9 protein-coding genes are annotated in these 12,138 nt (G+C 53.7%); 5 read left to right on the top strand and 4 right to left on the bottom strand.

What is annotated here, in order from left to right:
* The first annotated feature begins 129 nt into the window (after nucleotides 1-129).
* From C5Y83_RS02865 to C5Y83_RS02855, 3 genes are all read left to right on the top strand, one after another.
* Nucleotides 130-723 (top strand): DUF1579 family protein, encoded by a 594-nt coding sequence (locus tag C5Y83_RS02865; RefSeq protein WP_158262206.1) that lies wholly within the window; start codon nucleotides 130-132, stop codon nucleotides 721-723.
* A gap of 124 nt (nucleotides 724-847) precedes the next feature.
* Complete coding sequence (locus C5Y83_RS02860; protein WP_158262205.1) at nucleotides 848-1,744, top strand: DUF4261 domain-containing protein; 897 nt, start codon at nucleotides 848-850, stop codon at nucleotides 1,742-1,744.
* A 119-nt stretch (nucleotides 1,745-1,863) separates the two neighbouring features.
* Nucleotides 1,864-2,409 carry a carboxymuconolactone decarboxylase family protein gene (locus tag C5Y83_RS02855; RefSeq protein WP_105328139.1) on the top strand — a complete coding sequence of 182 codons (546 nt, stop codon included), beginning with the start codon at nucleotides 1,864-1,866 and terminating at the stop codon, nucleotides 2,407-2,409.
* 81 nt (nucleotides 2,410-2,490) lie between these two features.
* Here C5Y83_RS02855 and C5Y83_RS02850 read toward each other — a convergent pair whose 3' ends face one another.
* From C5Y83_RS02850 to C5Y83_RS02835, 4 genes are all read right to left on the bottom strand, one after another.
* On the bottom strand, nucleotides 2,491-4,530 hold the full coding sequence (locus tag C5Y83_RS02850) for a right-handed parallel beta-helix repeat-containing protein (protein ID WP_105328138.1): 2,040 nt from the start codon (nucleotides 4,528-4,530) through the stop codon (nucleotides 2,491-2,493).
* A 128-nt stretch (nucleotides 4,531-4,658) separates the two neighbouring features.
* Nucleotides 4,659-6,473, bottom strand: coding sequence for a serine/threonine-protein kinase (locus C5Y83_RS02845; protein WP_158262204.1), 1,815 nt, complete (start codon nucleotides 6,471-6,473; stop codon nucleotides 4,659-4,661).
* A 97-nt stretch (nucleotides 6,474-6,570) separates the two neighbouring features.
* Nucleotides 6,571-8,304: an FMN-binding protein gene (locus C5Y83_RS02840; RefSeq protein ID WP_105328136.1), complete on the bottom strand. Its 1,734-nt coding sequence runs from the start codon at nucleotides 8,302-8,304 to the stop codon at nucleotides 6,571-6,573.
* A 9-nt stretch (nucleotides 8,305-8,313) separates the two neighbouring features.
* Nucleotides 8,314-10,584 carry an FAD-dependent oxidoreductase gene (locus C5Y83_RS02835; RefSeq protein ID WP_105328135.1) on the bottom strand — a complete coding sequence of 757 codons (2,271 nt, stop codon included), beginning with the start codon at nucleotides 10,582-10,584 and terminating at the stop codon, nucleotides 8,314-8,316.
* 233 nt (nucleotides 10,585-10,817) lie between these two features.
* Between C5Y83_RS02835 and C5Y83_RS02830 the strand changes: the two genes are divergently transcribed.
* Together C5Y83_RS02830 and C5Y83_RS02825 are read left to right on the top strand one after the other, a co-directional pair.
* Nucleotides 10,818-11,300: a MarR family winged helix-turn-helix transcriptional regulator gene (locus tag C5Y83_RS02830; RefSeq protein ID WP_105328134.1), complete on the top strand. Its 483-nt coding sequence runs from the start codon at nucleotides 10,818-10,820 to the stop codon at nucleotides 11,298-11,300.
* 71 nt (nucleotides 11,301-11,371) lie between these two features.
* Nucleotides 11,372-12,127, top strand: a complete 756-nt coding sequence (locus tag C5Y83_RS02825) for a glucose 1-dehydrogenase (protein ID WP_105328133.1) — start codon at nucleotides 11,372-11,374, stop codon at nucleotides 12,125-12,127.
* The last annotated feature ends 11 nt before the right edge of the window (nucleotides 12,128-12,138 follow it).

Genomic DNA, 12,138 nt, shown 5'->3' with positions numbered 1-12,138 from the left:
AAACGTGCCGACGTTCCCGTTTCCATCTTGGGGCCAGTAGCTGCGATTTCTTTTGCCATAATGAATGGTTCGGGGCAAATCGATATCCAAATTTCCAAACCCCAACCACCTTCACGAGGAGATACTCGGATGCGACCTCTCACTTTGCCAGCAGCTTTCTTTTTCTTGGCTGCGGTCATGACAATTGTGTTCGCTCAACAGACAGAAGAGAAAACGCCCGAGATCGACCCTGCAGCCCTTGCTCAAATGATGACCAAGATGGCAACACCAGGAGAGGCCCACGAGCACTTGCAGTCCATGGTTGGCAAATACAAGACGCTGTCGAAATGGTACTTCCCTGGCTTACCAGAGCCGACCATGGCTGATGAAGGGACCGCCGAGTTCAAATCGATTCTGGGTGGACGCTACGTAACGCAGGAATTCCACAGCCGAATCAACGGCGAACCGATGGAAGGCTTCGGCATCCTTGGGTTTGACAACGCGATCGACAAGTTCGTCGGTGTCTGGGTCGACAACATGTCGACCACCATCTTGGAAACGGAAGGAAAACTCGACGAGAAGAGCGGAGTACTTAAGGAAACTGGCACGTGCAACTCGCCGCTCGGCAAGATGCATTACCGAATGACGACGACGCCGACGAAAAATGGGTTTGTCTTCGTACTGAGCCAAGTCGAGGGAAACAAGGAAACTCCGCTCGGCCAAATCGAATATATCAAGCAGTAACCACACTGGGCGACGATGAACTATACTAGGTAGCACCCTCTTGAAGAGGGTGCTCGTCCTCGGCGACAGCCGTCGAATGGGTAGATCAACCGCTTACCGATTTTCAACCTGGCAAGGATTCCGAGTGCTCGACGACAACGAAAACTCGCGTGATTACCGCGTTCGACTGTTTTACAAGCAGAAGCCGGAAGTCTCTAAAGCGGCGATCCTCGACAAGATGGACGTCCGAAGTCCTGGATTCGCGCCGCGTGACGGGAAACGAGATTCCAATCGCCTCGACTTCCGCCATCCCGATTACGTTACCAACATCGGCGGCAAGTCGGTCGGGGCAACGTGGAGCATTCGCGATGAAGAGATCGAATACCCAGGCGATCTGACCCCGTATCTGCCAGCGCTCGAACAATCGTGGCTCTGGGACGATGCAGAAGGTCCGGTTGGTGACTCAGAACACCAACTGGTAATCCTGGATCAAACGGCGTCGAACATGCGACCGCTAGAACGATTGAAGATGATGCAGGCGGTCGTTGCCAGTGTGGTCGAGACACATCCATGCGAGGCGATTTACTGGGAAGCTACCGAGCAGTTCCTTGAACCGAAGAAGTTTATCGAAGGGCTGAAAGAATTCGCTGCGAAACCCTGGAAGGCTCCCGGTGCCTTCAACGTTCGCGTCTCGCGCGTCATCGGTTACGGAGAACGACGCGACGACGATTCACGTGATATGCTCGTCGATAGCTTGGGACTTGGTATCTTGGGCTGGCCTGACTACCAGTGTCATTTTCGAGGTCTCGACTGGAAAGAGATTCAGCAAATCATCTACGAAAAGGCGCTCGACGTTTTCGAGAAGGGGCCAAAGCTGCAAGATGGTCAGGCATTTCCTGGAATCAATGCCACCCAGGTTTGGAAGTGCCGATACGAAGAAGCCATTCTTGGGCCACCTCGTAAAGTCATTGATATCGATCCAGGCATTCCGTACTGCGCTGGCCTACGATATGCCGTCACTGCCGGCGTCTATGTGAAGTAGGTTACGCCCGCACGAGAAATTCTGATTCGATGCTCATTCGCGTGTAACTTTCGCGTCGCACGAGAATCTCACATGTCAGTTACGCCAGTTCATGGCATCCCTGACACAAGGAGAGACTCATGCCTCGCTTACAACCACATGCAATCGAAAACACTTCTGGCCACACCCGCGAAATGGTCGATGCCGCCAAGAAGAAACTTGGCAAGCATTTGAACATCATTGCCACGATGGCCAACTCGCCAGCAGTCTTGGAATCGTACCTCAGCTTCTCGGGAGCGATGGGCAAATCGAAGCTCTCAGCTCAAGCTCGCGAAGCGGTTTCGCTCGTAATTGGCGAGAAGAATCATTGCCAATACTGCGTTTCGGCACACACCACCGTTGGCAAGATGGTCGGATTCACGGAAGACGAAACGGTCCGAATTCGCCAAGGCATTGCCTCCGATACGAAGGTGCAAGCGGTAATTGACTTGGCCGTGGCGATTGCGGATACAAAAGGTCTGATCAGCGACCAAGATTTCGCAGACGCTCAAAACGCTGGTCTCAGCGATGAAGAGATCACGGAAGTAGTCGGGCTCGTAGCTCTCAACACCTTCACCAACTACTTCAACCACGTCGCCGGTACAGAAGTTGACTTCCCAAAGGTAGAACTGTTTGCGGCGGTATGAGGCCAATCAACCTGAATTATCAAGGTGGATTACTTCGCGGAAGTAAGGCCACCTTGATCCATGCGCAAAGCCCCTTCTTCGTCACTCGGACCGAACTGGCCGATACTTGGCATTCTTCGCCTTGCTAACCCAAGCCGCATCACCGTAGACGCCAACATCATCTATCTCGAACGGCTGAAAGCCAAGTTTGATCGCCGGCGAATCTTTGGTCAGCGTAAAATCGAACTGCTCAGGATCGGTAAACTTCGGATCGGCTACCATCGAACCTTGCTCATGTCCGGCGGCTTGCCACTCTGAGAGACTCTTTCCTTTGAACGTGACCTCCTGACCAGATGCATTGAAGTAACAATTGCGGGAGCTATCAAACTTTACCCGTTCCCAATTTCCATGTAAGAGTTCGCCCTGGTCGTAGTAGATGATATTGTTTTCGAGCACGAACGATCGATGCGATTCCACACGCGTCGCCTGTAATTGGTACAGCAAGCCGAAGGCCAAGATATTATTGCGAACGATATTGTCCTTACCGTAGTGCTGATGAAATCCACCCGTCTTGGTGCGATAGACCAAGTTGTTCTCGAACAAGATGTCGCTACTTCCTTCGTCGGTGTAAAGCCCCCAGCCACCATAGCTGTAGGCATGAATATCGTGGAAGATGTTTCCCCGGACGACGGTCCCCTCGGATGGCCCCAGCGTATAAATCCCACCCATATCGCTCAGCACGCCATATCCGAGATGATGGACATGGTTCTTAGAAATCGTATTTCGCTTGGCCAAACTTTCGTCATAGCCCCATCGCCAACCAACCGAAATTCCGGTGTAGAAGTAATCGGCGATTTCGTTGTGGCTGAGCGTGTTGTCGCCACTTTGTCCGATCCATGCTCCGACCGCACATGGAAAAATGCTACCTCCGTGAGTCAAGATATTGTTGTCGACGGCAATGTGATGGGTTCGCTGGTTTTCGTCGCGACGAATCGACGTCTCGCCAATGCGGACACCGCCAGCTCCCGTATCGTGGACCCAAGTTCGCTCCAACCGGCAATGCTGACACCCTTGTCGAAACCACACGCCATATATTCCGACGTGCCCGACTTCACAATCTCGGACGGTCACATGACGGGCGAAGTCGATTTGCATGGCCGCTTCGATCGGCGAAGCAGCCTGACTTGGCTCGACGCCTTGCCGCGGTGTCGTCCAGCGACTATGCCGAAAGTGAAGGCCACGTAGCTCAACATGGTGAAGCGGTTTGCTCGCCGTTCCCTTAAGTACCACCAACTTTTCGAGCCGCGGGACGACGGCCCTTTGCTGAGAGATCTGTTCGCCCGGATTGGGGATATAACTCAACTTCCCCTTGGTATCGGCAAACCACTCTCCAGGCGAATCGAGTGCGGCGGCGAAGTTCTCCACACGATACTGTGATTTGCCATCCATTGGATTCCATGATTTCATCTTCCGACCATGGGTGACGACGGCATGTTCCTCGAAGACAATCTCATCCAAATGGCGACGCGTGTTGTCCCACTTATGGAATGCTAACAATTGAACGCGAGCAAGCTCGTTCGCCCCAAGCAATCCTAAGGTGGCAAAGAAATCGGTCGACTTCAGCTCGATTGTTTGCTTCGCCGAACCATCGGCCTGGGCGTCTTCCTTGACGGCAGCCATGGTGAAAAGTCCATCGTCAGGTTCCCGGGCGAGCGTTGCGGTGGCATCACCGACGAACAACTGCTCCGGCATTGGCGACTGTAATGGCTCCGGTAGTGTCGTGGTCCAGCGATCGCCTTCTTGTTTCCATGCTGGGAGAATCGTCCCTCCTGAGAAGACTGGCGTCGCCCCGTCCATCGCGCGATAAACAATCGGGTACTTCTCAGAACCACTATCGTCGCTTGTCAGTATAAATGTTTCCTCAAGCACGTAATTGCCGTCAGCGACCCACACCGTATGAGCTTGATTCTTGTCTGATGCACGAATAGCATTCCGAGCTTGAGAGAGCGAAGCGAAGGGAGCATCTGCCGTTCCTGGTGCTCGATCATTACCGCGAGGGGAAACATACCATTCGGCGGCAAACAGTGAAGGATTCGATACAGCGAGCAGTATCGCGACGCGCGCGAGGAGATGCAGATTCATGGCGAGGGCGGGTAAAGTAGGCAGGCATTAGGTAGGACGAACTGCTCAACGGATGGGAGCAGTTCTGTTTTTCTATTCTAGATCCGCGAAGGCGATACGCCAAATGCGCGGGCGCGGTGTCGACGATGTTATCGACGCAGTGACTCGAGGCCGCTTTCCGCTTCCGCAGCCAAATTGCTGCCCCAAGTACGATCTTCGAGCAGCAGCAACACGCCGCGATAGATTTGGCGGGCTCTCTCTGGGTCGTCAGGTGCAAGGCGTTTGGCCTGATCGAGTCGTTCGCGAATCGAAGCCGCTTGCTGATTGGTTTGCGCTACTAACACACCATTGAGTTGCTTTAAGCGTCGCTCAGCCAAGGTCAAGCATCGGCCTAAGTCTCCTGTCTGTCCATCAGCTGGTCCATACGTCATCAAAATTCCCTGCAATCGTCGCCGCGTAGCATACGGATCGGTGTCGTATGTCTTCAACGCTTCCAGGTAAAGCTGCTCCGCCGGCAATAGCTTTTGCTGCGAATTGCCTAGCATCGCGGTCATTTGATACTGTCTCTCGCGTCGCCGCAGATTCAATTCCTCTTTTAGTTCCGCCACGTACGACGAGCGCGAATCATCCGGAAAGCGATCGAGGAAGTCGTCCATCTGCGCGTCAACCGCTCCGAGATTGCCATCCTTCACGCTGGTTTCAATCGTGTGATACAGCATGTCCGCATCGGGCTTACGGGGCGCGATCATCATTACCGCGACAACAACCCCCAATGCTAAAAGCAGTCCGCCAATCTGAAGGTAGTTAATCCATGCGCTGCTCTTCTCGCGGCGTTGTTCTTCTTCAGTAGTTTTCTTTCGCTGCTCGGCAACCGTGGTAAAGCGGGTCTTGGGTGAGTCTTTGTCATCTGGTCGGTTGGTGACGATGGTCGCTGGAGCCTCAGTTTTTCCTCGCACGCTGCCAGGTGCGCTGGCCCCCGATTTTCCGTCCCCGGTGAGATTCATCGTTGGGGCCTCGGCCATCTGACGAACCTCAGGATCGAGTGTCGGAGCGTCGTCCTCATTGGACTTGAGCTGATACTCATCGGCTGGTGACGAGGGAACACGCGTCGAATAATCGGCCATGTTCATCTCGAAGTCGGTGTCCTCAGGTGTCTCGAGCAATGCCTCCAAACGACGACACAAGACACGAGCTGTTGGGACACGCTGGTCAGGATTCTTTTCCAGAAGCTGCGTGACTAATTGAGCCAGATCGTTGGGAATCGTCTCGACAAGACGATCGATTGGGATTGGATCGGAATAACGAAGCTTATCGAGGATTTCGGTTACGGTGCTGCCACGGAAAGGAGGTTGCCGCGCTAACATGGCATAAAGTACGGCGCCCAAGCTGTAGAGATCGGCCTTCGGAGTCACCCCTTCACCGAACGCTTGCTCGGGCGCCATGTAGTCGGCCGTGCCGACGATGCCGCCTGCCATGGTGACACCGGTGGCCCCGAACAATCGGGCGATGCCAAAGTCGAGGATCTTTATCTTGTTGCTCTTAGTGACCAGGATATTGGCCGGCTTAATATCTCGGTGCACGATTCCCATATCGTGCGCTTGCCGCAGACCGTAAGCGATTTCCAAGCTGTACTTAACGGCCGTTCGCCAATTCTTGATTGGCTTCTTCACGATTACTTCGGCCAAGCTTTTTCCGTCGACCAATTCCATCGCATAGAAAAGTTCCCCCTCTTCCTCGCCAAAACCATACAAGCGGACGATGTTCGGGTGACGCAACTGAAGCAACGTTTCAATTTCTCGCTGAAATCGTTCCCGCAGCCCTTCGTTGTGCGACATACCGCTGGGCAGGACTTTAATCGCCGCTTTATCGCCGGTACGTTCGTCGATGCCACGATAGACCGTTCCCATACCGCCACTGCCAATGGTTGCTTCCAGCCGATAGGGTCCCATCTTCTTTTCGGTCATAAGGCAGCCGTTCTCGTCTCGCGGAGTTGCGGGGAAAGAAAAGAATCGTTCGATCCTTTTCATTATAAGGACGATTCTCCAGAACTTCGACGTCCGACTACCACCAGAAGCAAATCACCGCCAAACCAAGCAGTAGTGTCGCCGCACTATCACGAATCGACCAGCGATCGCTCGAGGCATTCCAGCGAACATGCGAGATCACGGCACCAGTCGGGCAACCAAAACGACAAAACCCCATCGGGACGAATGCCGAAAAAATCAGGCCACCGATCGCAATCGAGAGCGAAGCCCACCCGGCAATCGAGGGGACGTAGGCGTCAAATGGCTCTAAAGCAGCTAAATTGCCATCAATGATAGAGAAGGCTATGAAAATCACGACCGCCAGAAGGAGCGCCGGAATCGCCGACAACACGGGTCGCAATTTCTTGGGAATCGTCCAGTGCCACTTCTTGGTCAAGCGCAGAATCATCATCTGCGCCGCCCCATGGGGGCAAAGGTGATTGCAGTAAACCTGTTTCTTGCTGAACAGCGGAACGGCAAAAGCGGCGAATCCGACCGCCACCAAGCCAATACATTTCCCCCACGCGATAGGGTGACCTGCCCAACCGACCAGCAACGCCATCGAAAGAATATCGCCGGCGAAGAACCCCAGGTAACCTATTACGATCGCCCCGAAGCCGTACTGAACCCACTTCTTCCCACGCAGGTTCGAGAATGCAATTACCAATGCCAAACCGATCACAACCAGCGTCGCTCCGTCGCGCCAACTGAAAATAATAGGACTGGTTGTCGGCTTTGCGACGTCAGCTATTTCCATCGTGCGTTGGACCTCAGCTGCCGCGATGCCAACTGCTTGGGTTGCAGCTTGGCTGGTCATCGTGGCGCCAGATACCCCTTCGATCTGCGCCTGTTCGATATCGAGCTCGGCTAATTGCGACAGGTCATAACCGGCAAGATATTCAGGGAAGGACCAGTCTTCGCGAACATAGCGCACATAAGGTTCGTTGTCGTAGCTCGATCGCAAAGCGACTGCCTTCAACTTGCCGTCAACATCCATAACGACCAGTACATCAGTTGGGCCTTGATACCCGACATGATTGTCCGCGGCAGGGCTCGTTCGCCAAGCAGTACCAATCGTTTTTCCAGCCGCATCGATGACATCCCACCAGCCACGTGGTGACTTCCGAGCTTCGAGTTTTTTTGCGTCCGGAAGAATCTCGGCTACCTCCATCAAAGTGATCTCTTTCGGAAAGCGATAGTTTGGAGGATCGCTTCCTAGCGATTTGGTTACCGATTCGATGATTGCCAGACTCGTCAGCGTTGCTCCCGAAACAGCATCAAGCTTAACCTCGCTAGCGAGATCATCGGGAGTCTTGCCAGCGAACTGATGGACAAACGACTCTGATTCGCGCACCGCGGCAACATGTTCTGGAGTATCCTTGCTTGAAAGGATTTCGATTCCACAGATTGCGTTATGACGATCGACGACCACCAATGTGTTCGTCGGACCAGAGAAACCGATTACATTCCGCGCGCCAGGCAATGTGGTGATAGCCCATCCGACGCGTTTTCCGTCAGAGTCTTCGATGTAGACTCCATTCCGGTCGGCGGCAGTTGTCACCGATGCCGCCTCCGGCAGAAGAGATTGAACCTGTGAGAGCGAGACTTCGACAGGTCCTTGCTGGATGGGATTATCCGCTGCGACATGCCAACGTACGAGCAGCGCGACCGCCACAATCACGGCGAAACGATAACCGTGCAGCAAGAAATGCCGGCTATTGAGTCGCCGCGGATTTGACGTGGCGGAAATCTGCGGAAGTTCGTCCGTCATACGGGCGGGCTATTTGGCCTCGACAGGAATGAGTTGAACGGCATCTGCATGTACATTGCCGTTTCCACTACCTTCCACTTCGACATAAGCGGTTTCGCCGGCCGTGAACGAGAACGTCCCCAGTGAGATGAAACCGCCGTCGATGGGCGGCTGCTCTTGCATGTTGATACGCTTCATCCCTTTGGCCTGCTTGCCGGAGACCGACACGCTTACGCTTGGGCTTCGATTCTCGTGCGGAAGGTAAGCCAGACGAACTTCATAATCGCCAGCTTTCTCGATTTTCACTGGGAAGCGAACCTTGGCTCCCTTTTGGCCAGCATAAAGATAGCCGTGACCAACGTAGCCCTTGAGCCCGGTTCCTTCGGTCCAGTTGCCACTCTTTTCGGCTTGGCGATCATCCACAACGATGCCTGCCATCTTCGCTGGATTGAGCCCGGTTGGAGGACCGTAACTGGAAGCCGGCAGCAAGACATCGGGCATTTCGATTTTCGCCGTGACCGTTTCGCGGCGAGCTTGGCCAGGCAGTTTAAGCAGCTCGTCCATTTCGCTCCAGTGATCTTCGTAAACCTCACGCGGCGAGCAGTCATGGATCTTGCAAACCGAAACAGCCTTCCCCACAACTTCCCCCATCATGCCGCAGGTCTTCATCACGCGAACGGTACCAAGTGCTTCGTGGGTCACGCTAATGCAGCGGCCAGCCATGAAGAGATTCGGAATGTTCTTCGAGTAAAAACAGCGGTAAGGAACGGGATAACCGTAGGCTCGGTCGACACGTTGATCGTGAACCGCGATCGAAATGAATGGGTTCTCGGGGAACTTGTCGGCGAATTCCTTTTTGGGATAGTGGAGGTCGATCGACCAGGTGCTCGGAACGCAACCGTCAGAAAATTCTCGTTTGTCGACGATGTCATCCTGAGTCAGCACCACGTCACCAATTAAGCGTCGCGACTCGCGGGGACCGCCGATATAAGCCAGCCAGGTCAGTTCTGCGTTCTTATGTTTCGACGCGCCCTCACGATTCTTCATGGCGTTAAACGCACCATACACCGCACGTAAGTTCCAATCGCGAATGGCTTCCGCTCCATGCAGGGGATCCTTATCAAACCCACTTTCCCAAAACCATTGCCCGTGATGATCGCGCGGATAAGGGAAGTCCTTCATCGTCAGATCAAGCGCCCATGGCGTTTCTGGGAAGGTTGTTTCGTGGTCGGCTTCGTCCCACCGCCACATGTTGCTCATTCCCATCCGTCCCTTGTCGGTCTGATCGTAAAGGGCTCCGGCGAGTGCTCCGATCGAACCATGTCCAGTCGCATCGCAGAAGAACGTTCCTTCAAACTTTCGCACTTGACTGGTGCGGGTATCGAAAGCCGTGACTGAGGCGATCTCGCCATTTTTCATTTCTAGTTGATTGGCGTGATGATTCAGGAATAGGTCGATGTTGGGTTCCGCTCGAACGATTGCCTCTTTTTGCTCATCGCCGAATTCTTCGTAGGTACCTGGCGACTTCTTCGCACGATCGGCGAACTCTTCGATGATCTCACCGATGCGTGGGTACTTACCGCGACGGATTAAGCCCATCGCCCAGACACGCACTTCACTGCTTCCGTTTCCACCGAGAACCGGGCGATCTTGAATAAGAGCCACTTTGCAGCCCATACGAGCCGCGCTGATCGCCGCTCCCATTCCGGAATAGCCACCGCCGATCACAACTAAGTCATACGGACCTTCGGTTTTAATGTCTTCAACAATACCCAGTTGCTGCTTCCGCCACTTCGCCAGCTGAGAACCACTCGTCGGCGGCTTGGCGTTCAAATCGGTGGTGAAGTAGATAGCGTCGCATCGACCGTCGAAACCCGTCTGGTCTTTCAAGCTGAGTGTGACGTCGGTTTCTTCGATATCAACCACACCGCCGTCATGCCAAAACCAGTCGGCACTTTCGGTTCCGAAGGTTTCTTGGAGCGGCTTACCGTCGATCGCCACCTGAAATTTGCCCGGAGCGCCTTTCGCATCCCACTGGGCAACCCAGTCCTTCGTGCGAACAAAAACGCGGTACTTACCTGGGGCGGGAAAGCTCACCTTCGTCTTGGCGTCCTGGCAGGGTTTGCCAAGCCCATGAGCCAACAGATAGGGGGACCCCATTTCGGAGATAAACTGGGTGTCGAGTTGCCAGCCACCATGATCGGTGAAACTTTCTGCCTCAACCAGAAGCTCGGAACCGGAGACCGGAGAGGCGAACAGGTAAGCAATTGTCGCCAGGACGGCGCAGGTTAACCATTTCATAGGGGATTCGGTTTGGGAGATGAGGTGAAGGTAGGAATAAGGAAATCCGAAAAGGATCTCTATCAAGCTTCATAGTTTAACACATTACCCCCTCGATCATACAATTAATGGAAAACCAGATTTTTTGGGATACCCCCACAGAGGTGCTTTCTGAGATAATATTCGCCATGTGAATGAAATCGTATTGCCTCGCACATTGTTTACATGTAAAGTAAAAGGAGATGGAGACCTAAATGACCCCACCAGGCTTACAAGACGAACTCAAGAAACGGGATCCGTTCGAGTCGAAAGAACAGGAAGCAATCCTCAACATATTGCGGACAAGCGATCTGTTTCACAATCGATTAGGTCGCTTGCTTCGTGAGTACAGCCTGACCGGTTCGCAGTACAACGTCTTGCGGATCTTACGGGGTGAGGGAAAGCCGTTGCCTTCGTTGGAAATTGCCAGTCGCTTGATTCAGGTTGTGCCTGCGATCACAGGCCTGATCGATCGATTGGAGAAACAAGAGTTGGTCAGCCGCGTGCGGTGCGAGAAGGATCGCCGTGTCGTTTACGTGGAGATCACCGATAAAGCTTTGGAAGTTCTGAGCAAGATCGATCAACCGTTGATGACGATGCACAAGCACCTGATTGGTCACCTGAGCGCAGAAGAACTACAGCAATTGATTAATCTGTTAGAAAAATCACGCCAAGGTGTAACCGACGAAGATTCCTGACATCTGTTTTTTTAAGCATTTAGTTTACATATCAATAGTCACTATCGAATCTATCTCAGGAAAAACAACGAATGAGCTTTCAAAACAAGGTCGTACTGATCACCGGTGGCACTTCAGGAATCGGCAAAGCCACCGCGCTGCAGTTCGCCACGCATGGGGCAAAGGTCGTTATCGCCGGGCGAAGAGACGAACATGGTCATCGAGTCGTTCAGGAAATTTCTGAGAGGGGCGGCACCGCGACGTTCGTGAAGACCGATGTGGCGAACGAAGTAGACGTGAGAAACCTGATCGCCGAAACGGTCAAGCAATATGGTCGCGTTGACATCGCGTTCAATAACGCGGGCGTAGAACACACTGGACCGGTTGCCGAATTCACCACCGATGCCTATCGCCACGTGTTCGATATTAATGTCCTCGGGGTGTTCCTAAGCATGAAATACGAGATCCAGCAAATGCTGGAGCACGGGGGCGGAGTGATCATTAACACGTCCAGCATCCTCGGGCACATCGCCATGCCGGGAGCCAGCATTTACAACGCCTCGAAGCATGCCGTGGAGGGAGCGACGAAGACAGCCGCCTTGGAATATGCCCAGCAGAACATTCGCATCAACGCCGTGGCTCCTGCCGCGACGGCGACGGACATGATCGATCGTTTCGCCGGCAAGGAAGGTGCCGAGAATCGGGCCCAACTCGCCTCATTACATCCAATGAATCGGCTAGCCACGGCAGATGAAATAGCTGCGGCCGTGCTTTACCTGGCCTCGGACGCAGCTTCGTTTACTACCGGCATTTCGCTACCGGTAGATGGTGGTTTCCTCGCTCAATAAGGAGTCAACGT

It is taken from the genome of Blastopirellula marina (genome assembly GCF_002967765.1).
Classification (GTDB): domain Bacteria; phylum Planctomycetota; class Planctomycetia; order Pirellulales; family Pirellulaceae; genus Bremerella; species Bremerella marina_A.
This window is presented reverse-complemented; position numbering and strand designations above follow the sequence as displayed.

Excerpts from the sequence above, each read along its gene's own strand:
- C5Y83_RS02855 (WP_105328139.1), top strand. The coding sequence starts at position 1,864 with ATGCCTCGCTTACAACCACATGCAATCGAAAACACTTCTGGCCACACC.
- C5Y83_RS02825 (WP_105328133.1), top strand. The coding sequence starts at position 11,372 with ATGAGCTTTCAAAACAAGGTCGTACTGATCACCGGTGGCACTTCAGGA.
- C5Y83_RS02840 (WP_105328136.1), bottom strand. The coding sequence starts at position 8,304 with ATGACGGACGAACTTCCGCAGATTTCCGCCACGTCAAATCCGCGGCGA.
- C5Y83_RS02830 (WP_105328134.1), top strand. The coding sequence starts at position 10,818 with ATGACCCCACCAGGCTTACAAGACGAACTCAAGAAACGGGATCCGTTC.
- C5Y83_RS02865 (WP_158262206.1), top strand. The coding sequence starts at position 130 with ATGCGACCTCTCACTTTGCCAGCAGCTTTCTTTTTCTTGGCTGCGGTC.
- C5Y83_RS02850 (WP_105328138.1), bottom strand. The coding sequence starts at position 4,530 with ATGAATCTGCATCTCCTCGCGCGCGTCGCGATACTGCTCGCTGTATCG.
- C5Y83_RS02845 (WP_158262204.1), bottom strand. The coding sequence starts at position 6,473 with ATGACCGAAAAGAAGATGGGACCCTATCGGCTGGAAGCAACCATTGGC.
- C5Y83_RS02835 (WP_105328135.1), bottom strand. The coding sequence starts at position 10,584 with ATGAAATGGTTAACCTGCGCCGTCCTGGCGACAATTGCTTACCTGTTC.